Source organism: Dialister invisus DSM 15470, from assembly GCF_000160055.1.
Taxonomy (GTDB): domain Bacteria; phylum Bacillota; class Negativicutes; order Veillonellales; family Dialisteraceae; genus Dialister; species Dialister invisus.
Genome location: NZ_GG698602.1, coordinates 1,574,362 through 1,595,393, shown reverse-complemented (window position 1 = coordinate 1,595,393; position 21,032 = coordinate 1,574,362). Strand labels below are relative to the sequence as shown.

Genomic DNA, 21,032 nt, shown 5'->3' with positions numbered 1-21,032 from the left:
GTTCTTTAAAATATTTTTATAGTAATTTAATGTCCAATAATGGTTGAAATCTTTTACAAGACGTATTACTATATATTTAATATCTTTTTTGATTATTATTGTATATGTTTACTTCATAGGAATTATTCATTTGAGGCTGTTCTATGGAAAACAAAAAAGAAAATGCTGTGGAACGGCTGCTGAAAAGCTACCGGCGTTTTTATAATATTACGCGTTTTGACGGAGGCATCTCACCGCCATTGGAGGAAGGCCGGAATCTCAGAGAAGCGGTAAAGCTCTCTCCTTTCCGGGAAGATGAAAGAAACGGTCTCGCCGCTGTCTGCGAATATTATGAAAAAACAGGCCAGCACTTATTTCTCAAATCCAATGAAATCTGGTCCGCCAATCAGGAAGAGTTCATATTTCTTTTCACCGCCGATCATCTGACTGCGGATTTTTTTGAAAGGTGCCGCGATTACGCTTACAATGCCGGCATGGAAATGGCCCATATCGGTTCGGGTCATATGTACACCTATGTCTCACCTGTCTTTATCTGTGGCAAGGTGGACGATGCAGCGCGAAAAGCGGTAGAAAGCTGCCGCATCTATAAAACATTTCGTTTCTCACTTCACGGCTGGCTGGAATTTCACACAGGCTGCCTGGATATGGAAAAACGTTCGCTCTATTTCAATAAAAGCGGACGATGCATGGAAAAGAATCTAAAAAACATTTTTCAGGAATTAATTACAAAGGGGGAGTAGCATGAACACACTTGTACTTTTACTGATCAGTATCGCCGTTCTGTTCTGCGGCTACGTTTTTTACGGCAGCTGGATCGCCAGACAGTGGGGGGTAAACGAAGGGAACCGTCCCACACCTGCCCACACCATGGAAGACGGCGTCGATTATGTTCCTGCCAAAGCGCCCATCCTCATGGGTCATCATTTCTCATCCATCGCCGGCGCGGGACCAATCACAGGGCCGATCGGTGCTGCCATGTTCGGCTGGCTGCCGGTTACCCTCTGGGTACTGGTGGGCGGTATTTTCTTCGGCGGTGTCCATGACTTCGGCGCACTTTTCGCTTCTATCCGCCATCAGGGTAAATCCATCGGTGAAATCATCTCCCTGAATATGTCCAAAAGAGCAAAACAGCTCTTCATCATCTTCTCATACCTCACACTGATCCTTGTAGTGGCCGCTTTTGCTGCTATCGTGGCTTCCACCTTCGGCGCGACTTATAAGGACGGCGTTCTCGACATGGCTGCCAGCGCGACAAAAGCATCTGTCGCCATGGTTTCCATCATGTTTATCCTCATCGCTATCATTTTCGGTTTTGCCGTATACCGCCGCCACACGCCGATAGTCATTTCTTCCATCCTCGGCGTCGGGGCGATCGTCCTGTGCATGGCCGTCGGCATGAATTTCCATCCGTTCTATTTCTCCATGAATACATGGATGATCCTTGTCGGCATTTATATCACCATCGCTTCGGTCACCCCTGTCTGGATCCTTCTCCAGCCTCGTGACTACCTCAGTTCGTTCCTTCTCTACGCGATGCTCATCGTCGCCGTCATCGGCATCGTCGGCGCGCATCCGACCATTGATGAAAAGGTCTTCCCCGCTTTTGCGGGCTTCACCATCAACAACGCAAACGGAACGCAGTTCCTTTTCCCGATTTTGTTCACTACCGTTGCATGCGGCGCTATTTCCGGCTTCCATTCCCTTGTTTCTTCGGGGACGACGTCCAAACAGCTTGATAAAGAATCGGATGCAAAGCCTATCGCTTATGGCGGCATGCTCCTGGAATGCGTACTCGCCATCATTACCCTCTGCGCAATCGGCTATGCCCGCGTCACAGGCCATACCAACGGCGCGACAGATATCTTTGCCGGCGGGATCGCTGCTATGGTCGCCGCTATTCCGGGATTTGAAGGACTGGAAAACATCATGTACACCCTTCTTGTCCTCACCTACTCCGCTTTCTGTTTAACTTCTCTTGATACCGCCACCAGACTGGCACGCTTCATGTTCCAGGAATTCTGGCTCGAACCGGGTGAAAATCCGAAAGATGTCAAAGACGGATTCCGCAAACTCATGGTAAATCCGTATTTTGCAACGATCCTCACCGTTATCCTCGGCATATCCCTCGGCATGGGCGGATTTGCCAAGATTTGGGGACTCTTCGGCGCGGCCAACCAGCTTCTTGCCGCCATCGGCCTCCTTGCTGTTGCCGCATGGCTCGGCAACGCAGGAAAGAACAATAAAATGTTCCTCTTCCCCATGAGTTTCATGCTCCTCGTCACCATCTGCTCTCTTTCCCTTATCGTGAAAAACCAGATTGGCATCATCATGGCAGGCGCCGCCGGCTGGGGGCCCTACGCACAGGTCATCATTGGTTCGCTCCTCGTCATCCTCGCCCTGATTCTTGCCGTAGAAGGCTACCGGACTATCGCCCATCCGAGAAAAGAAACGGAAATAAACCATTGAATTTAATCAAAAAAGGGTACCTGTGGGTTCAGACATCAGGTACTCTTTTTTGCTGCCAAGATGTTTTCAGCCGGCGCAGGCCGGATTCCGGTTTTCAGAAATCAACAATGCCTTCTTGAAAAAAGGGCTTGCCTCATCACGGGTGCAGATCCTTCACATTCGCTTCCAGATGACGCCTTGCTGTCCGCCGTCATTCTGAACAGAGGCAAGAATGCCTTGTGGGAAACTTGGTAAACGAGACAGTGACACGGAGTGAAGAATCTATTACGCTGATGACATCTTACCGATTTCCTCACCACAACAGCAGATCCTTCACATCCGTTCAGGATGACGTTTTACCGTTCCCTATCATTAAACGCAGTGGCAAAAATGGGAAACGGGACGGTAAGATAGAGTAAAAAATCTATTACGCTGATGGCGCCTTGCCGTCCGCCGTCATTCTGAACAGAGGCAAGAATGGGACTTACAAGGATAAAACGTGTTATGTTCTATCACCCAAAACTGCACACAGCAAAAAGTGCTTTCGCCCATCGCCCTGCGGCGGTAAGGGAAAGCGCTTTTTTGATGGAATTTCTATTTTTCCGGCACTCAAAAAGCGTATGTCCTTTTTTCAGACATACGCCTCTGAGGTTTCATGTTACATAACCTTGCGGGAAACATCCTCACCCGAGAGATTTGCCCAGGCGCCCGCTTTCATTTCATTTACCATGCCGTTCATCAGGTTGTATTCCCCTTCCATACGGAGAAGATCTTCCATCTTTCTCGTCCGCAGGAGCCTGGAATAAATGCGTCCCGCCTCGGAGTAGAGCATGATGGCCGGATGTACGGAATCATCATTGGTGTAATCAATGCCGTTTTCCTTCATGTAGCCGGCAAGATCGTCAATCAGTCTTTCATACACGCCCAAGAGCTGTTCCATTTTCATAACTGCATCATACATGGTATTCATGGCCTTTCTCCTTTCTGTATCTTTCGATACACTTCTGTTCCTTTGTAATTGACCGGTCACGAAGGATTATTTTCTTCCTTCTGTTTTGATTATAGAGCGGATATCTTTAAATATCTACTATTTTTTGCAAGTTATTCCTATCTGTTATATGTTGCTTGTTTTTCCTCTGATTTATTCCGTTTTTGAGTAAACTTTTGGGGAAACGGGAATAATTACACCACACTCTTTTTGAACATTTTCTTTTCATTGCACCGGGAAAAAATAAATTTCTTTTCAGGAATGAAATATTCCAGCGACCATAATTCGCCATGTCCCACTTCTACGCACAGATGATGCGGGCCCGCTTCATATTCCTTAAAACGTTTTCCGCGGATATGCCGTGCCCAATGGGCATTTACCTCGATATTATGCTCCCCCGGCGACAGATAGACCGCCTGCACGCCGACACAGTAAAGGAAAGCTTCGGCCCTGAGCCCGTCAATGCGGCAGATTTCAGTGCTGCTGGAATAGTTCGGATTTCCCGCATGGCGCTTGTGAAGAAGTACAATGGAGGAATGTGTATTTGCCGAAGAAAGACGGCTCATCTTTTTCTTCTGCATTTCAAAAACCACGTAGAGAATGAGCACCGATACGATAAGTCCCAGAACCCGCCAGTAATAAATCGCCGAACTTTCTCCGATATATTCCATCACACCACCTCTTTCCGTTTCTTTTATTCTACTTTTATTCCATATAATAATAAAATTCTTTTCATTTATATGAAATATTCCTTTAAGAAATATATTCTCTTGTCGGTTCCTGTTTTCAGACAACAGGTCCATATCCGCGCAAAAAAAGACACTCCCTTTCAGAGAGCGTCCTTTCCCCTGCTGTGAATTATTTCAGGGCCTGTCTCAGCATCCAGATGTTTTTGCTGAAACTTGCAATGTAATCATCCATCAGAGTGGATACCAGGTAATTCTTCTTTTCCTCTGCCGCTTCCTTGACAGCGATGACTTCTTTAAGAAGATACTCGAAGTCTGACAGCACCCGGGTATATGCTTCTTCCGATGTCACTTCCTCATTTTCGGCCTCATGGATTCCTGTCTTTGCAAGGAACCCTTTCAGTGTCGACTCCGGTCTGAGCTTCTGCTGGAGCATGGCTTCCGCTACGGCATCGACCGCTTCCGCAATTTCATCATAGAAACTTTCCAGTTTCGCATGGTCATCAAAGAAATGACTTCCTTTCAGGTACCAGTGAAAACTCTGCAGCTTATGGTACTCCACCACCAAATCTGATAATAATGCATTTAATTCCTTTTCCATTTGTAGTTCCTCCTTATATATTACAATGACTACTTTTTTGAAACATTCTGTTTCTATATTCATGTTTATCAATGTTTCTGGTATAATAATAGTATAGTTTTTACCATTTGAATATAAATATATTCCACATTTTTATAAATATCGTACATTCCCTTTAGAAACTGTTTTCACACTTTGTAAAAATTGCAACCGGAGGTTTTATATGATCAGTCCTGACGTATTGAAAAGCGCCGCTGCGGTCATCCCTTCCGCAAAAGGAACTTTGCCGCCGATCCAAATCACCACAAGTACCATATCTTCCCAGGCCCATCTGCAGATGATTTCCCACTGGCATGATGAACTGGAATTTATTTACATACTGGACGGAAAAATGGATTTCCATATCGAGGAAAAGATCCTCACCGCTTCCCGCGGAGATTTCCTTGCCATACACGCTTCCGCCATGCGCCGAAGCGCGCCGCACAACGGAGAAGACTGCCGCTTCATACGGGCGCTTATCCACCCTTCCCTCCTGACAGAAAATCAGTCTGTCAGAAACAGGCTTCTGTCTCCTCTTCTGGGAAATACGTCCCGCCGCTGTTTCCTTGTTCCCTCCGCCTCTCCTGACGCGCCGCGGCGGGGAGAACTGCTGCGGGAAATCAATCGGATCAACGAAAAGCACCTCCCCGGATTCGAGCTGGAAAGCATCGGTCTTTTACACATTCTCCTCGCCCGTCTTTACGCCCTTTTCCCTCCCGAAAAGCAGACGCAGGAAGATATGCCCGGTACAGATATAAGCGCGCAGCGCCGGATGGTCGCCTATATTTCCCACCACTATCCTGAAAAAATCTCTTTAGCCGGTATTGCCGCGGCGGGGAGCGTATCCAGAAGCAAATGCTGCCAGCTTTTCAAGAAATATATGCAGCAGTCCCCCATAGATTTCCTCAACCGGTACCGTTTGGAGATCAGCCGCAACCTCCTGGACTCCACGGAAAATTCCATTTTGGAAATCGCAAACGCCTGCGGCTTCTCCAGCCAAAGCTACTATACGAAAATGTTCTCCGAGAAATTCAACTGCACGCCGACACAATACCGCAGCCGCCTGTCTTAAAGCCGCCTACACAAAAAGACCTCCATAAGTTAAACTTCACGTCTGACTTATAGAGATCCTCATAAATAGCCTGAGGCTTTCGCATCCGTTCCTATTCAGTGATTTCCAGCTGGGTGGGGACGGATTTTTCCGTGGCGTCAATAGCAACGGCGACAGCAGCGTCACCAGTGATATTCAGCGTGGTACGGAACATATCTAGAACACGGTCGATGCCTGCCACGAGAGCCAATCCTTCCAATGGAAGCCCGACAGACTGGAGCACCATGGCAAGCATGATCAGACCCGCGCCGGGGACGCCTGCTGTACCAATAGAGGCAAGCGTACCGGTAAGAACGATCATCATCATCTGATCCATTGTCAGATGAATACCGAATACATTGGCGATGAAAAGGGAACATACCCCCATGTAGAGAGCGGTGCCGTCCATATTGATGGTAGCACCGAGAGGCAGGACGAAAGACACGATGTCCCGTTTTACTCCCAGCTTTTCTTCCGTGTTCTTCATATTCACCGGAAGCGTGCCCGCAGAAGAACAGGTAGTGAACGCAATAACCATGGCTTCTGTCATGCCGCGGAAAAACCGGACAGGGCTCATATGCCCCACGACCGCCGCCACAGAGGAATACACGCAGACCGCGTGGATCGTGCAGCCGATAGCCATAGCAATAATCACGGAGAGCAGCGGCAGAAGAACCTTCGGACCATTCTGCACGACGACAGGTAAAAGAAGGCAGAAAACACCGATAGGCGCCAGGCGCATAATCATGGCGATGATTTTATAGCAGACCTCCGCCCCCGCATCAAAAAGATTGATCAGCAGCTTGGAACGGCTTCCGCCGACGGAAATAATTCCTGCCCCAAGAAAAAGAGAAAATATAATGACAGGAAGGATATCCGCTTTCGCCATGGAAGCAATCGGATTTGTCGGAATCATATTGACAAATACCTGCATGATCGTGGGCGCTTCCTTTACTTTTGGGGCGGCCTCGCCGGGAAGAGCCATACCGATACCGGGCTGGACAACGCTTGCCACTGCAAAGCCGATAACGATAGCAATCGCCGTAGTCACCATATAGAAGCCCACGGTTTTCATCCCGATGCGCCCCAGTTTCTTCAAATCCCCCATAGATGTCATGCCCACGACGAGAGAACAGAGAACGACAGGAACGATCATCATTTTGATAAGATTAATAAACATGGTGCCGACAGGCGCGACCCATGTCTTAACCGGGCCGATCGCGCCGTCCCCAAGGACAAGCCCCACAACGACGGAAAGTACCAATGACGCGAAAATCTGAACGGATAAATTCAACTTCACTCCTCCTATGCTGCAATAGATTTTTTACATTATACACCACGTCCCCTGCAGGTACAACAGAATCCGGTGTTTCCTTTCCGTACCCCACTATTCAAAACAGAGGCAAAAATACTTTGAAAACAGCTATATGAGACACAAAGCAAAGGATCTATTACTCTGATGACATCTTGCCGCTAACAGCTAACAGCTAACGGCTAATGGCTAGCTTCTAGCTGCTAACTGCTAACTGCTAGTTGCTAACTGCTAGCTTCTAGCTGCTAATAGCTAACAGCTAATGCCCAACCGGCTGATACAAAAACGGTACCCGCCGCATTTGAGGGGTACCGTTTTCATTTTCGTATTTTTATTTCCTTATTTCAGATGAATCACCACGTATGTCGCGCCTTCCGAATAAGGAGCCAGCTCTCCTGCCGCATAGAGCAGCCCCAGTTCTTTCTTCCCCAGGAGGAAGCACTCCGCCTCCACGTATGCGGTCGGCTTGAAGAAAGAGTCATAAGATAACTTTTTCCCATTGATGTTATACAGGTCAAGCTTTCCCTCTTTCAGCAGGTTCACAACTTCCGCGCTGTCTACCTTCACGCCGAATTTAGATTTGTCCAGCAGATCACCTGTCTTTTTATTATACACAAGGCCATAGGCCTGCGCATTTCTATCCGCCATTCCTTCATTTATAGACGATGTTTCCAGAACGATAGACACCAGATCTTCATCTTCATACTTTGTGGTATAGGTCATGTATACTTCCTGCTTTTCGCCGCTTTCATACAATTCCTTCATACGGCGGACATACCCTGTAATATCCTTATTGATCGCATTTTCGGCCGCAATATTTTTCGTGTGCACCGCCGGATAAATAAGGCTCATGCCGAATCCGTCCACCAGCCCCGCTTCCCGTACTTCTGCCTGCGCTGTAAACGGCATGGCCAGCAGTGCCAGACCTGTTGCTATATGTTTTATTTTCATAAAAATCCCTCTTTCTGTTTTTCAAAAACAAGGGAAACAGTCGCTTTCCCTGACATCAGCAGGGTATTCCGTTTCCCGTCTGTAAGGTACGAATTCATTATATAGGATTTCCTTTTCATTGTAAATGCCTTTCAGTCGCATATCTCGCCCTGCCTGTTTCATGTGGCAGAAATACAGATTTCTTTCCCCTGTTACAGTCCGATAAAAATCCCGGGCAATTTTTTAATACCCGAGATCTTTTCGCGCTGATCAGATATGGAGTGTTTCCTCATTCTTTTCTATCAGGTCCGCTTTTTTCCCCGCCTTTTCTTTTGCGATAACCGCTTCAAATCGGAGCACTTCTTCTTTAATGACAGGGGCAAGAACCAGCATAGAGACAAGGTTCGGAACAGCCATGAGCGCATTGGCGATATCCGACAGGTTCCATACGAGGTCGAGTGTCTGTGTCGCTCCCACATAGACGACAAGGGAAAACGCAAGGCGGTAGATGATATTGTATGTATGGGTGCCCCAGAGATATTCCCATGCCTTTTCGCCGTTATATTCCCAGCCGAGAATGGTGGAGTAGGCGAAGAGCATGATACCGACAGAAACGATCCAGTTTCCCGCTGTGCCGAGATGCGTAGAAAAAGCTGCCATGGTCAGCGCCACACCCGTCAGAGGTTTCCCGTCTGGACCAATGGTTCCCAAAACGCCGGAAGACGCAATGGTAAGTCCGGTGATGGTGCAGACGATGATGGTGTCGATGAAAGTCCCTGTCATGGAAACATATCCCTGCCGCGCCGGATCATCAGTGGTGGACGCAGCGGCGGAAATAGCGGCGGAGCCGAGGCCGGCCTCATTGGAAAAACAGCCGCGGGCCACACCGAAACGGACCGCATTCATCACGGAAACAGTTATCGTACCGACCACCCCGCCTTCTACAGCAGCAGGATCAAAAGCCATCATAAAAATGAGGTACAAACCGTGCGGTATGTTTTCAAAATTCAAAGCGATACAGAGAAGCCCCGTAGCGATGTAGAATACCGCCATTCCGGGAACGATGAGGGATGATACTCTGGAAATGGAAGTGATCCCTCCGACGATGACCGCCAGCGTGAGAACCGTAAGGGCAGCACCGATGATTTCATTGGAAAAGCCGAAAGTGGCATTCACCGCCGTGGTGATGGAATTGGCCTGGGTCATATTCCCGATACCGAAGGAAGCGATGACAGTAAACATGGCAAAAAGAAAGCCCATACAGAGTCCTGCTCTTTTATTTTTAAACCCGTTCTTCATGGTGAACATGGGGCCGCCCTTCATTTCCCCTTTCGCATTCACTTCGCGGAACTTAAAGCCAAGCATACATTCGGAAAACTTGGTCGTCAGGCCGAAGCAGGCGGAAACCCACATCCATACCAGAGCGCCCGGACCACCGGCAAACATGGCGGTCGCCACGCCCACGATATTTCCCGTGCCGATAGTCGCGGCAAGCGCCGTCATCAGCGCGGAAAAAGGAGAAACATCTCCCGATCCCCGATTTGTTTTACGGGCCTCCCGGGAGAACACGCTTTTCATTGCATAAGGCAGATTGCGCCATGTACGGAAATTCAGGTATGCCGTAAGGTAAATTCCTGTACCCACGAGCAGACACAACATCACAGGACCCCAAACAAAGCTGTCAATGTCCCCCACAATCTGATTCATTGCCGTCATATCCATTTAATTTCCCCCTTTACTTTTCCTAATATTCTTTCAAAAACAAAACCGCCGCACTCAAGCCTTGTATGACTTGGGCCGGCGGTTGTATGCATGTATGCATCCACGTATACAATGGGTGTTACCCAATGCCAGCCCTGTCCTTTTGCCTGAGAGATTGGAATGGCCCGGTCAGCCATTTTTGCCCCTTCGGCGCCCAATTGAATGGGACTCTCCAGAGTCGTGTCCGTACACAGTTTCGTGTTCCAAAGAACGCCTGATAGTGTTACTCCTTCGGCAGACACTTCCGTGTCATTTTTCAGTGTACATCATCCACTTATTCAGTTATGCCCCGGCAGGATATACTCATTTGTCTGAAATAATATCCTTGCCTGCGGAATCTCCATCAGAAATTTTTAACTTTCTGATGTGTGTCGAATGATACACCTGTTTTTTCAAGATGGCAACAGGTATTTCTATACCGATTTTTTATCAAAATGGATTTTCTTTATGCGTTTTTCATCTCATTCGGATCAATCCTCATACTCTTCATACGGTTTGCCTGTCTTCAGATGATCCATATATTTCTTCGTCTCACGGACACAGATGCCCGACAGGAAAAGAAGAGCAATCAGGTTCGGAATGGCCATGAGGCCGTTCACGATATCCGCAAGAATCCAGATGGCTTCCAACTTGAGGAACGCGCCGCTGGCAATGAGAAGGATAAAAACCAAACGGTACGGGAGAACGCCCTTCGTCCCCACGAGATAAATCATGCAGCGTTCGCCATAGTAGTTCCAGCCCAAGATCGTCGTGAAAGCAAAGAGAACAAGACCGACTAGCAGCATGTATCCGCCGAAAACAGGAAACGCGGAAGTAAACGCCGCATTCGTAAGCGCCGCACCGTTTTCCATACCGCACCATACACCGGTGACCACAAGAGTCAGGCCAGTCAGGGTACAGATAACAATGGTGTCGATAAAAGTGCCGGTCATGGAAATAAGACCCTGCTCAGCCGGCCATTTCGTTTTAGCGGCAGCCGCCACGATCGGTGCGGAACCGAGACCTGATTCATTGGAGAATACTCCGCGGGCCACACCGTTTTTCATCGCCATCATGACAGTCGCGCCAAGAAAACCGCCTGTTGCCGCCGTGGTGGTAAAAGCACTTTCAAAAATCATGGAAACCGCGGCAGGCACCTTATCGGCAAAGACGAGAAGAACGCCGATGGTTGACAGAAAATAAATAAACGCCATGGCAGGAACAATCCTACTGGCCGCTGCCGCAATCGACTGGAGACCTCCGATAGTAATCGCCGCCACAAAAATGGTGAGAATCGCCCCCGTCCAGACAGGATCAAGACCGATGGTCATCTTCGTAATATCCACAATGGAATTGACCTGGGCAAACGTACCGATACCGAAGTACGCGACGAGGACACCGAAAAACGCAAAGAGCCCCCCCAGCCATTTGTATTTCTCACCCATGCCGTTTTTAATATAGTACATCGGGCCGCCGGCAATTTCACCTTTTTCATCAGTCTCACGATATTTGACAGCAAGAAGACCTTCCGCATACTTTGTCGCCATACCGAAGAATGCCGCCATCCACATCCAGAAAAGCGCCCCCGGGCCGCCCGCATGGATCGCTGTCGCGACACCTACAATATTTCCCGTACCGACCGTCGCGGAGAGCGCCGTACAAAGAGCCTTAAAACTGTCGATATCTCCGCTGCCCGCATTTTGCGCTCTGAAAATCAGGCTCAGCGCCTTCGGTAATTTGAATATCTGCAAAAGATGCAGCCGGATTGTAAGCAGGATCCCTGTCCCTACAAGAAGCACCAGCAGCGGCGGCCCCCATATAAAATTATCAATTTCATTCAATACTGCTAAAAAATCCATTTAGAAAATGCCCTCCTTGGGAAAATAAAAAAGCCGGCTTCCAGGTAAAACTGTACTCCGGAAGCCGGCATATCGCCAAATAACGCTAAAAATCATGCGTCTTTTGCTCTGTCCTTTTGCCTGAGAGATTTGGATCTCAATCCTTACACCTTCGGCGGCCAAAATGGCACTCTCCAGAGTATGTCCGCATACGGTACCGCCCCTGAGGGCACCTGAGAGTGTTACTCCTTCGGTAAGCCAAACGGCTTTCTCCCGCATACATCATCCACCTGTATAAATTTGTTGATATGAATTATACGGTGTCAAGTGAAAATACGCAAGTTAAATTAAAAATATTAATTATTTTCTAACAAATTTCGACAGCCGGGATGGATTGCGAAAGCTGGCCGGCAGAACAGTGAAAAGCAATGAAAAATCTATTCCCCTGAATAACAGCTTACCACCTTACTCGCCACGGGTGTACAGATCCTTCACATTCGTTCAGGATGACGACTGACGCTTTCCTCATTATGACGCCTTTTCCTCCGATTGTCATTCTGAACGGAGGTAAAAATGTTGTATGAGAAAGACGGAAAACTGGACAGTGACACAGAGTGAAGAATCTATCACTCGGATGACACCTTACCGTCTTCCTCACCACGGTAATAGATCCTTCACGTTCGTTCAGGATGACGACTGACGCTTTCCTCATTATAGCGCCTTACCGTCCCCGGTCATTCTGAATGGACGCAAGAATGCCATATGAGAAGGCAGGAAATGGGACAGTGACACAGAGTGAAGAATCTATTACGCTGATGACGTCTTGCCGCTAATAGCTAACAGCTAATGGCTAGCTACTAGCTGCTAGCTGATAGTTCTTAGTTTCCAGCTCTTAGCTCCTAGCTGCTAGTTGCTATCTGTCAGCTGTAAGCTGTCATCTGTTATCTGCTGATACAAAAACGGCACCCATCACGCTTGACAGGTACCGCATTTTCATTTTCTCATTTTTATGTCCGGGCTACAGACAAATCATCGTATATGCCGCATCGTCTGCCTGCTGACCTTCAATCACTTCTTCCCTATATGCCTTGCTTTGTAAGCCACCAATTTCGCATCACGAATGGCAAGGTGCTGGAAATACCGCTTTGTTTCCGCGACGACTACACCGGTAAGTCCAAGAAGGGCAATCAGGTTCGGAATGGCCATGAGACCGTTTACAATATCCGCAAGCGCCCAGATTTCTTCAAGCTGCATGAAAGCGCTTCCTGCGATAATGGCGACATAGCACAAGCGGTAAGGAGTAATCCCTTTGACACCCACAAGGTATACGAGGCAGCGTTCACCGTAATAGTTCCAGCCGAGAATGGTGGTGAAAGCGAAAAGTGTCAGAGAAACCGTCAGAAGGATCGGCGCGACAGCACCATAACCATGGCTGAAAGCGGCCTGTGTAAGAGCTGCACCGTTGGTATCCCCCAGCCATGCACCGGAAACAATGATAGTCAGACCGGTCAGCGTACAGATAATAATAGTGTCGATAAAGGTGCCTGTCATGGAAATAAGACCCTGTTCAGCCGGCCATTTCGTTTTTGCCGCTGCCGCCACGATTGGCGCGGAACCCAGGCCAGATTCATTGGAAAAAAGGCCGCGGGCGATACCGCTTCGCATAGCAAGCATAATGCCCGCACCGGCAAATCCGCCGGCTGCTGCCGTACCTTCAAAAGCGCCGTCAAAAACGAGAGCCAGCGCATGGGGCAGTTCTCCCGAAAATATAACAAGAAGAGCCACCGTGATAATAAAATAAAGAACAGCCATGGCAGGAACTATTTTTTCCGCTGTTTTTGAAATGGATTTCAATCCGCCGAAAGTAATAATAGCAACCAGGATGGTAATCACTGCTGCAGAGGGCAGGATAGGAACACCCAGGGATGCCTGTAAAGAAGACGTAATAGCATTGACCTGCGTAGTCGTACCGGATCCGAGCATAGCGGTGAGCGTACCGAAGAAAGCAAATGCCAGCGCCAGAGGTTTCCATTTCTTTCCCAGCCCCTGCTCAATGTAATACATCGGTCCGCCTGCGATATTTCCATTTTCATCGATAGAACGGAACTTAACGGCAAGGCAGCCTTCGGCGTACTTGGTAGCCATGCCGAAGAAAGCGGCTACCCACATCCAGAAAAGCGCGCCCGGGCCGCCCAATTTGATAGCAGTGGCAACGCCTACGATATTTCCTGTGCCTACCGTTGCGGCAAGCGCCGTGCAGAGTGCCTTGAAACTGTCAATGTCGCCGTCGCCTTTATTTCTGGCAAAGAAAATCAGCCGAAGGGCCCTTGGCAGCTTGACCATCTGGAGAAGGCGGAGGCGGATGGTCAGATATACGCCGGTCCCTACCAGAAGAACAAGGAGCCACGGGCCCCAGACAATCGCATCAATTTGGTTTAACAAGTCAAGCATTCGCATTCACTCCCACCCTCAAAATTCCGTACACCAAGACATGACGGAACAATATAAAAACCGGCCCTGAAGACAAAAACAGAGCCGGCATGCATGTTTCCATTGCTGCACCGACCCTGTCCTTTTGCCTGAGAGATTAGAACGGGAGGACTACTCTTCCCCGCGCCCCTGCACCTTCGGCGGTCATATACGACACTCTCCAGAGGTTTGTCCGTACACGGTTTCGTGTCCCATGGGACGCCTGATAGTGTTACTCCTTCGGCAGACATTTCTGTCTTTTTCCGTATACATCATTCAAAATTGTGTAAATGTATTATAAGCGATTTATCTTTAATTGTATAGCCTTTTTCATCGTACTTTTTCTGCATGTATTCCCCCGTTTCATATGCCATTTATGCATAAAGGGAAATAAAGCACCTGCCTGCCGCTATTAAAAAGAGCCCTAAATGAGGCTCTCCGTATTATTCTATTCATCTTATTCGTCAACAAAAATCTGTTCCACCGCTTTGTAGCTGAGAGAAATATCACCCGCCTCCGTAGCAAGAAGAATCGGTCCTTCATAAGGTTCCTTTTCTTTTACAGTGACCCGCATATCGGGATGGATGCCTTTCTCCTGAAGATAGTCCATCAAGCTGTAATCTTCCACAATACGGCGGATAGTGGTACTATCCCCCTCCTTTAAATCGGAAAGCGTACGGAAAGTAAGCCCTTTGCGGCTGCCGTCCGCCTTCGGAATAGGGTCGCCATGGGGACAGTGTTCAGGATGTCCGAGAAACTCATCAAGCCGTTCCGCAAGCATGTCGCTCGTCTGGTGTTCCAGACCGTCCGCCTGCTCATGAGCTTCGCTCCAGGAAAAATGGAGCTTTTCCACAAGGAATACTTCCCACAACGCATGAAAACGGAAAAGCTTGCCTGCTTCCCTCCTTCCCTTCCTCGTCATCTTGCTGCCTTTGTAAGCGGTGTAGTCCACATACCCTTCTTTCTGCAGCTTCATAATCATCTCGCTCACTGACGGCGGCGACACATGGAGCATGTCGGACAATTCCTTATTGGATACCAGTTCATGATCTTCGCTGATGATGTAAATCGCTTTCAAATAATCTTCTTTCCCTGATGTCATGATTTCCCTTCCCCGCTTCCTGTAACTGAAAATTTTTCATAAAATACAAAACCTGTTTCTTTTCCTACACTCTAATTATTACTTACTTCCTATTATATAAAATAGCTTCCCCTAATTCAATTATTAAATCAGAGTGCCAATTATTTTGCGGCAGAAAATAAAAATCATTCTTAAATGCAAAGAAATCTGATAAAAAGATCCCCCAACCCCCATTCCTTTTAAAATTTTCCTTGACACGCAAAAAAACGCGTGGTATATTTGTTCCAACTTACATAATGACTGTGAAGAGAAGAGTAAGCGGATGGAACTGCCAAAGAGAGCTCCGGCGGGTGAAAAGGAGTGCGGGAAAATTTGCTGAACATGGCCTCCAAGTCAGGTTTGCCGAATAATAAAGCAGCCCGGGATCTCCCGTTACAGAGATGCGGTATCAAGGCGCAAGCCGGCGTACCTATGGAGGCCTGTGCGGTGACGTGCAGGTAAAATTGGGTGGTAACACGGTCTTCGTCCCTTTGCTGGGATGGAGTTTTTTTTTACCCGTTTCCGCCATTCTTATTTCCGGTTTCCAAATTTATCACAAAATTATTTTTAAAAAAGAGAGGTATGTATTATGAATCTGAAAAAAACTGTCATCATTTCCCTGGCTGCATTGGCATGTGCAGGCTTCATCGCAGGCTGCGGCAGCGATAAAAAAGACGCCGCGTCTGCTGACCCTGCGAAAACAAAAAATGAAATCAAAGTCGGCACGACACCGGGCTACTCGGAACAGGTCGTGGAATTCGTCGCCAAAGAAGCCGAAAAAGAAGGCCTCAAAGTGACCATCGTCCCCTTCTCCGACTATGTCACCCCCAATCAGGCACTGGCGCAGGGCGACATCGACGTAAATTCTTACCAGCACGTCCCCTTCCTTGAAGCATTCAATGAAAAGAACGGCACAAAACTTGTTCCCATCGGAAACACTTACCTCGCGCCCCTTCGTCTGTTCTCAAATAAACACAAGACTCTGTCCGATCTGCCCGACGGCGCATCCATTGCAATTCCGAACGATCCATCCAACGGAGGCCGCGCCCTCCTTCTTCTGGAGAAAAACGGCCTGCTGAAATTAAAAAAAGGTGTCAATCCTGTCAAAGCGGTCGTCTCCGATATCGCTTCCAACCCGAAAAATCTGAAAATCATCGAACTGGAGGCGCCCCAGCTCCCAAGAGCTCTTGAAGACTGCGATGCCTCCATCATCAACGGCGGCTACGCAGTATCCGCGGGACTGGATCCGAAAACGGCTCTCGCCCAGGAAGACAATACCAGCCCGTATGTAAATGTCATCGCCGCCCGTGAACAGGATAAGGACAACCCCACCTATCAAAAGTTTGTAAAAATATTCCAGACAGAAGCCACCAGAAAGTACATCAACGACAACTTCCAGGCGACCCTGACTCCGGGATTCTGATTAAACGACAAAAGCGTTTCTCCACAAGGTTTTATCCCCACAGGAGAAACGCTTTTCTAATGGAAAATTCTGAGTTTTGTGTAAATACTAAAAATGGAAATGCTTTTTTCAATTATTTTTCATATACTTCGCATTTTTACAAATTATTTCTTTCGAAAAAATTATTATACGCAATTATCATACGCCAAGTATTAGTTTCTTGAGATACTAAATCTAACGTAACAATATAGTCATCATTTTGCACTTGCAGGTATAGTTTAGGGTTTTCCCATGCATGCTTTATATTCCATCCATGAGACATAAAATATTGAAGAAATTCCTCTTTTACTATTTGGGGCGACTTATCAGAAGTAATGGGTTTAATATAGGTTCGAATAGATTTTGCTATGATTGCTCTTCGGTTTGTTAATTGAAAATCAGATACATCATATGCCTCCAGAGGTTCTATATCATATGCCTTTTTTTCTAACGCTAAAATTCGTTGATGGATTTGCTCCTTTTGGAAGACATTATAAGTTATACCACCTATTAGCCAAATCCCAAATGACGCCAGAATTACCGTGATAAATATATTTAATATAACCTCCTTCACCCTTATGAGCCTTCGATTATCCTTATCCATAAATTCTCCCTACCCACCATGTATAACCAATTGCTAAAGAAACTCCGGCAGAAGGACTGCTATCAAATTCTGCCATAAGTCCTGAGGGATGGATTTCCACAGTTTCCCCATTGCGATAAAATGACCCCTCCATCCAATAATTGAATTAATTATATCCCCCCTTCTTTATTAGAAAAATCAATTAGCTGTAACTTCCATCTCGTCCCCATCTGTGCCGTATAGGCTCCTGTGTTTCTGTCTCCTGCCAGGCTTCCTGCAACGGCTCCTAAGGCTGTGCTGATGGCTTGTACGGTATCAGGGTGGGTGTCCATCCAGTTTCTCCCTTTTGTTTTTTCCATGTACGCCAAGGCAAATTCGTTCACGCTTCCCGATACGGCTCCTGACAATGCGTTCCCTCCGCTCATGCTTCCTGTCAGTGCGCCTATGGCTCCATGGAGAAGGAGTTTTTCTGTGGATCCTTCTTTCCATCCATAGTGGTCTGCCGCTTCATGGATGATTTGGTTTCCCACTATGTTCATCATGTGAATGAGTTCCTGTTTTTCTTCTACTTTTGTTTTGTCGAAGATTTCTTTGAGTTTGTTTAAGCTGTTTTCTGTGTTCCTGTTCAGTTTCTCTATATCCTGTTTCTGGTTTTCTTTGTCTGTGATGGTTATGGTTCCTTTGGATACAGCGGATGTCGTGGTTGTTCCTGCTTTGTCTTTCACGGTGGGACCCATGTTTGAGAGGAGTCCCAAGGCATTTAAGGGGATTCCTGCTCCATTGGTATAGGAGATTCCTTTTCCGCTTGTTTTGTATTCAGCTTTGTTGTCTATGTTTTCCCATGTCAAAGTACCGGTGGTGATCCGGTTCTTTTCTTTTTCTGCCTGGCTGTCTATGACGGCTCCTTTGAGGCGGGTGTTGTTTTTGACTTGGATGTCGTATTCTTCTTGTCCTGCGTAGATACCACTTTGTTCAGTAATACCTTCTATATTGGATTTCATTAATTAACAGAAAATCCAGGAGATTACATACCACAACACATCTCGGTAATACCATATTATAAATAATTCAATAAACACATTTAATATTGATAAAAGAATGGTTTGTTTTTGAACCTGTGCAATTTCACTTTCGCTTTTCTTAGTAAACTCAGGCGCTAATATGTACGCAAAATACCGAGCCAGAATGAAAATCGCCTCTCCCATAAAGAACATCCCTATAAAACTGACCAATGGACTATGGGACATATCTATACCTGACATGATTTTTAGAATATTGGTTGCAGTCAATATTATAAATAAAAAGCTAAACACAGTTAGCAATATTCCCATGAATATAAATATGACATACTTATAGAGGGCCGGATGTCTCCTATTTTTATGTCGAATAAAATCTTCACCTATGGCACAGCACATAAAAATAAATATTAAAACAGTAAATACTATTCCCCAAAAAAACAAAAGACTGGTAATCTTCATTATGTATTCCTCTATTCAATCCTTTACAGTAAAATTCCGTTCAAAGTCCTTTTTAAACTGTTCATCGTCATAATTAGAACTATTAAGTTCACTAAGATAATATAGATAATTTACTTTATTTTTATATCCTTCATAAATAGCATCTCCTATCGGCACCCCACTTCCTCCTGTAACAGTAATAATACTCGCACTCAAAACCCTACTAAGCAAAGAGTATGAATTACTAACACCAATTGACGTTATAATTGTAGGTGCCAAATAATTTTTTCCTAAAGCTCTACCCGCATATCCGCCTGCAATTTCCGCCAGCACTTTATTCCTATCCTCAGCCGTTATATAATTCCCAAAATCGCTTATAGTTCCTATCCCACTCGCCAAGTTCGATACATTCCCTATATGCAATTCTCCTATAAAGTCTAATCCATATCCTCCATATTTAGCCCAATCGCTTTGGAATGGGGTTTTCCCCTTACGGGTTTCTCTTTGCAGGTCATTTCTCAGCGATTCAAGGTTTTCCTGTACGTTTTTCTTATTGTTCCATTTGGTCGGCAGATTGTATTTTTGTGCCACGCGGTTGAATGATTTTTGATCTATGGCTTTATATTCCTGCGCGCTTATTGTCACCTTAGGTAATGTGTATCCTTTTCCTTCATTCCAGACTCCATGCAGCGCTTTTTGCGAGGCGGGATGTTCAGCGGCTTCGCTCATGTTGATGTATTCTGTCAGCAGTTTGATGAGTTCGTCAGGACTTTTCTTTTCTGTGGATAGTTCTTGTTTGAGTTGTTTGTTCAGGTCTTCTTGCGGTTTTTTTGCCAGTCTGTTCCATCTCGTCCCCATCTGTGCCGTATAGGCTCCTGTGTTTCTATCTCCTGTCAGGCTTCCTGCGACGGCTCCCAAAGCGGTGCTGATGGCTTGTACGGTATCGGAGTGGGTATCCATCCAGTCTCTTCCTTTTGTTTTTTCCATGTACGCCAAGGCAAATTCGTTCACGCTTCCCGATACGGCTCCTGACAATGCGTTCCCTCCGCTCATGCTTCCTGTCAGTGCGCCTATGGCTCCATGGAGAAGGAGTTTTTCTGTGGATCCTTCTTTCCATCCATAGTGGTCTGCCGCTTCATGGATGATTTGGTTTCCCACTATGTTCATCATGTGAATGAGTTCCTGTTTTTCTTCTACTTTTGTTTTGTCGAAGATTTCTTTGAGTTTGTTTAAGCTGTTTTCTGTGTTCCTGTTCAGTTTCTCTATATCCTGTTTCTGGTTTTCTTTGTCTGTGATGGTTATGGTTCCTTTGGATACAGCGGATGTCGTGGTTGTTCCTGCTTTGTCTTTCACGGTGGGACCCATGTTTGAGAGGAGTCCCAAGGCATTTAAGGGGATTCCTGCTCCATTGGTATAGGAGATTCCTTTTCCGCTTGTTTTGTATTCAGCTTTGTTGTCTATGTTTTCCCATGTCAAAGTACCGGTGGTGATCCGGTTCTTTTCTTTTTCTGCCTGGCTGTCTATGACGGCTCCTTTGAGGCGGGTGTTGTTTTTGACTTGGATGTCGTATCCTTCTTTTCCTGCGTAGATGCCTGCCTGTTTTGTGACGCTGATATAGGCGGAGTCTGTGTTTGTCTGTCCTTTTCCTCCGCTTACGCTGACGGCGCTTCCCGGTGTGTAGCTGATGGACAGTCCGGTGGTTTTGCCTGTTTCTTTGTAGTTCTTTTTGTCTTGTTCGCTTTCTATAGTTAGGTCCCCTCCTGCGTTAGCAGTAACTTTGTTTCCTCTGACTGTCCCGCCCCGGATCAGGGTGTCGTTTCCGCTGGAAAAGGATACCGTATCTTTTGCAGTGATGTATGACGGGGTATGGGCAAGGATGGTTTCTTCTGTCTGTCCTTTTCCTTTCCCGTAGGACGCACCGATGCCATAGCCTCCTTTGCTGATGGATGCTCCTATGCTTCCGCTTTTTGCTTTGTAGTCTTCTATGGCTGTGCTTTTGTTTTCGGAGGAGAGGATATGGATGTTGTTTCCTGCTTTGAGGTGGATGTCTTGGGCGTTGACTGTGCTGCCTTTGACTGTCATGTCTTCTTTGGCAATGACGGCAGCTGTCTTTCCTGTATAGATAACCATTTCAATAAAATATGCATCAAACCCTATTATGAATTTTTCTTTGTAAAAGATAAATCGTCCCCGTTATTATCCACATACATAATATATAAGTTATTATTGCTGAAATAACACCAGAACTTCCATAAATATAACTCCCAATGAAGCAAATTATATCGAAAAGCGCAAACAATATATTTCCATCCGA

General features: G+C 46.6%; 17 protein-coding genes and 3 riboswitches. Of the genes, 4 read left to right on the top strand and 13 right to left on the bottom strand.

From position 1 onward, the window contains the following. The first annotated feature begins 143 nt into the window (after nucleotides 1–143). On the top strand, nucleotides 144–740 hold the full coding sequence (locus GCWU000321_RS07835) for a DUF8052 family protein (protein WP_007070663.1): 597 nt from the start codon (nucleotides 144–146) through the stop codon (nucleotides 738–740). A gap of 1 nt (nucleotide 741) precedes the next feature. After that, on the top strand, nucleotides 742–2,466 hold the full coding sequence (locus GCWU000321_RS07830; RefSeq protein ID WP_007070662.1) for a carbon starvation CstA family protein: 1,725 nt from the start codon (nucleotides 742–744) through the stop codon (nucleotides 2,464–2,466). A gap of 637 nt (nucleotides 2,467–3,103) precedes the next feature. On the opposite strand, the gene GCWU000321_RS07825 is transcribed toward GCWU000321_RS07830, so the two are convergent. The 3 genes from GCWU000321_RS07825 to GCWU000321_RS07815 form a co-directional block, all read right to left on the bottom strand. After that, complete coding sequence (locus GCWU000321_RS07825) at nucleotides 3,104–3,415, bottom strand: hypothetical protein (protein WP_040381554.1); 312 nt, start codon at nucleotides 3,413–3,415, stop codon at nucleotides 3,104–3,106. Nucleotides 3,416–3,627: 212 nt separating this feature from the next. Further along, entirely contained in the window at nucleotides 3,628–4,104 is a 477-nt protein-coding gene (locus GCWU000321_RS07820) for a hypothetical protein (RefSeq protein WP_156777761.1), read from the bottom strand. A gap of 187 nt (nucleotides 4,105–4,291) precedes the next feature. After that, nucleotides 4,292–4,720 carry a Dps family protein gene (locus GCWU000321_RS07815; RefSeq protein WP_040381551.1) on the bottom strand — a complete coding sequence of 143 codons (429 nt, stop codon included), beginning with the start codon at nucleotides 4,718–4,720 and terminating at the stop codon, nucleotides 4,292–4,294. Between the two features lie 202 nt (nucleotides 4,721–4,922). Here GCWU000321_RS07815 and GCWU000321_RS07810 point away from each other — a divergent pair, with 202 nt between their 5' ends. Beyond that, complete coding sequence (locus GCWU000321_RS07810; RefSeq protein ID WP_007070657.1) at nucleotides 4,923–5,810, top strand: helix-turn-helix transcriptional regulator; 888 nt, start codon at nucleotides 4,923–4,925, stop codon at nucleotides 5,808–5,810. A 91-nt stretch (nucleotides 5,811–5,901) separates the two neighbouring features. Here the strand turns inward: GCWU000321_RS07810 and GCWU000321_RS07805 are convergent, their stop codons facing one another. From GCWU000321_RS07805 to GCWU000321_RS07770, 6 genes are all read right to left on the bottom strand, one after another. Beyond that, the gene (locus GCWU000321_RS07805) at nucleotides 5,902–7,128 is read right to left on the bottom strand and encodes a dicarboxylate/amino acid:cation symporter (RefSeq protein ID WP_007070656.1); all 1,227 of its coding nucleotides are present in this window, start codon (nucleotides 7,126–7,128) and stop codon (nucleotides 5,902–5,904) included. Between the two features lie 351 nt (nucleotides 7,129–7,479). Beyond that, nucleotides 7,480–8,091, bottom strand: coding sequence for a hypothetical protein (locus GCWU000321_RS07800; protein WP_007070655.1), 612 nt, complete (start codon nucleotides 8,089–8,091; stop codon nucleotides 7,480–7,482). A 249-nt stretch (nucleotides 8,092–8,340) separates the two neighbouring features. Next, nucleotides 8,341–9,792, bottom strand: coding sequence for an alanine/glycine:cation symporter family protein (locus GCWU000321_RS07795; protein ID WP_007070653.1), 1,452 nt, complete (start codon nucleotides 9,790–9,792; stop codon nucleotides 8,341–8,343). A gap of 124 nt (nucleotides 9,793–9,916) precedes the next feature. Next, nucleotides 9,917–10,017, bottom strand: a riboswitch (glycine riboswitch). 284 nt (nucleotides 10,018–10,301) lie between these two features. Next, the gene (locus GCWU000321_RS07785) at nucleotides 10,302–11,669 is read right to left on the bottom strand and encodes an alanine/glycine:cation symporter family protein (protein ID WP_007070652.1); all 1,368 of its coding nucleotides are present in this window, start codon (nucleotides 11,667–11,669) and stop codon (nucleotides 10,302–10,304) included. 98 nt (nucleotides 11,670–11,767) lie between these two features. Further along, nucleotides 11,768–11,856: riboswitch (glycine riboswitch) on the bottom strand. Nucleotides 11,857–12,716: 860 nt separating this feature from the next. After that, on the bottom strand, nucleotides 12,717–14,105 hold the full coding sequence (locus tag GCWU000321_RS07775; protein WP_007070651.1) for an alanine/glycine:cation symporter family protein: 1,389 nt from the start codon (nucleotides 14,103–14,105) through the stop codon (nucleotides 12,717–12,719). Between the two features lie 100 nt (nucleotides 14,106–14,205). Then, nucleotides 14,206–14,312: riboswitch (glycine riboswitch) on the bottom strand. A gap of 262 nt (nucleotides 14,313–14,574) precedes the next feature. After that, nucleotides 14,575–15,219, bottom strand: a complete 645-nt coding sequence (locus GCWU000321_RS07770) for a metal-dependent transcriptional regulator (protein ID WP_007070649.1) — start codon at nucleotides 15,217–15,219, stop codon at nucleotides 14,575–14,577. A gap of 607 nt (nucleotides 15,220–15,826) precedes the next feature. Between GCWU000321_RS07770 and GCWU000321_RS07765 the strand changes: the two genes are divergently transcribed. Next, complete coding sequence (locus GCWU000321_RS07765; protein WP_007070646.1) at nucleotides 15,827–16,660, top strand: MetQ/NlpA family ABC transporter substrate-binding protein; 834 nt, start codon at nucleotides 15,827–15,829, stop codon at nucleotides 16,658–16,660. A gap of 136 nt (nucleotides 16,661–16,796) precedes the next feature. On the opposite strand, the gene GCWU000321_RS07760 is transcribed toward GCWU000321_RS07765, so the two are convergent. The 4 genes from GCWU000321_RS07760 to GCWU000321_RS07745 all read right to left on the bottom strand — a co-directional run bounded on the left by GCWU000321_RS07760 (nucleotide 16,797) and on the right by GCWU000321_RS07745 (nucleotide 20,848). Next, the gene (locus GCWU000321_RS07760; RefSeq protein WP_007070645.1) at nucleotides 16,797–17,282 is read right to left on the bottom strand and encodes a hypothetical protein; all 486 of its coding nucleotides are present in this window, start codon (nucleotides 17,280–17,282) and stop codon (nucleotides 16,797–16,799) included. 149 nt (nucleotides 17,283–17,431) lie between these two features. Further along, nucleotides 17,432–18,262 (bottom strand): hypothetical protein, encoded by an 831-nt coding sequence (locus GCWU000321_RS07755; protein ID WP_007070644.1) that lies wholly within the window; start codon nucleotides 18,260–18,262, stop codon nucleotides 17,432–17,434. A 3-nt stretch (nucleotides 18,263–18,265) separates the two neighbouring features. Further along, a complete protein-coding gene (locus GCWU000321_RS07750) occupies nucleotides 18,266–18,739 on the bottom strand; it encodes a hypothetical protein (protein ID WP_007070643.1) in 474 nt (157 codons plus the stop codon). A gap of 15 nt (nucleotides 18,740–18,754) precedes the next feature. After that, nucleotides 18,755–20,848, bottom strand: coding sequence for a hemagglutinin repeat-containing protein (locus GCWU000321_RS07745; protein ID WP_007070642.1), 2,094 nt, complete (start codon nucleotides 20,846–20,848; stop codon nucleotides 18,755–18,757). Nucleotides 20,849–21,032: the final 184 nt, after the last annotated feature.

Excerpts from the sequence above, each read along its gene's own strand:
- GCWU000321_RS07770 (WP_007070649.1), bottom strand. The coding sequence starts at position 15,219 with ATGACATCAGGGAAAGAAGATTATTTGAAAGCGATTTACATCATCAGC.
- GCWU000321_RS07750 (WP_007070643.1), bottom strand. The coding sequence starts at position 18,739 with ATGAAGATTACCAGTCTTTTGTTTTTTTGGGGAATAGTATTTACTGTT.
- GCWU000321_RS07815 (WP_040381551.1), bottom strand. The coding sequence starts at position 4,720 with ATGGAAAAGGAATTAAATGCATTATTATCAGATTTGGTGGTGGAGTAC.
- GCWU000321_RS07820 (WP_156777761.1), bottom strand. The coding sequence starts at position 4,104 with ATGGAATATATCGGAGAAAGTTCGGCGATTTATTACTGGCGGGTTCTG.
- GCWU000321_RS07785 (WP_007070652.1), bottom strand. The coding sequence starts at position 11,669 with ATGGATTTTTTAGCAGTATTGAATGAAATTGATAATTTTATATGGGGG.
- GCWU000321_RS07800 (WP_007070655.1), bottom strand. The coding sequence starts at position 8,091 with ATGAAAATAAAACATATAGCAACAGGTCTGGCACTGCTGGCCATGCCG.
- GCWU000321_RS07830 (WP_007070662.1), top strand. The coding sequence starts at position 742 with ATGAACACACTTGTACTTTTACTGATCAGTATCGCCGTTCTGTTCTGC.
- GCWU000321_RS07825 (WP_040381554.1), bottom strand. The coding sequence starts at position 3,415 with ATGAATACCATGTATGATGCAGTTATGAAAATGGAACAGCTCTTGGGC.
- GCWU000321_RS07795 (WP_007070653.1), bottom strand. The coding sequence starts at position 9,792 with ATGGATATGACGGCAATGAATCAGATTGTGGGGGACATTGACAGCTTT.
- GCWU000321_RS07835 (WP_007070663.1), top strand. The coding sequence starts at position 144 with ATGGAAAACAAAAAAGAAAATGCTGTGGAACGGCTGCTGAAAAGCTAC.
- GCWU000321_RS07755 (WP_007070644.1), bottom strand. The coding sequence starts at position 18,262 with ATGAAATCCAATATAGAAGGTATTACTGAACAAAGTGGTATCTACGCA.
- GCWU000321_RS07810 (WP_007070657.1), top strand. The coding sequence starts at position 4,923 with ATGATCAGTCCTGACGTATTGAAAAGCGCCGCTGCGGTCATCCCTTCC.
- GCWU000321_RS07775 (WP_007070651.1), bottom strand. The coding sequence starts at position 14,105 with ATGCGAATGCTTGACTTGTTAAACCAAATTGATGCGATTGTCTGGGGC.
- GCWU000321_RS07760 (WP_007070645.1), bottom strand. The coding sequence starts at position 17,282 with ATGGATAAGGATAATCGAAGGCTCATAAGGGTGAAGGAGGTTATATTA.
- GCWU000321_RS07765 (WP_007070646.1), top strand. The coding sequence starts at position 15,827 with ATGAATCTGAAAAAAACTGTCATCATTTCCCTGGCTGCATTGGCATGT.
- GCWU000321_RS07745 (WP_007070642.1), bottom strand. The coding sequence starts at position 20,848 with ATGGTTATCTATACAGGAAAGACAGCTGCCGTCATTGCCAAAGAAGAC.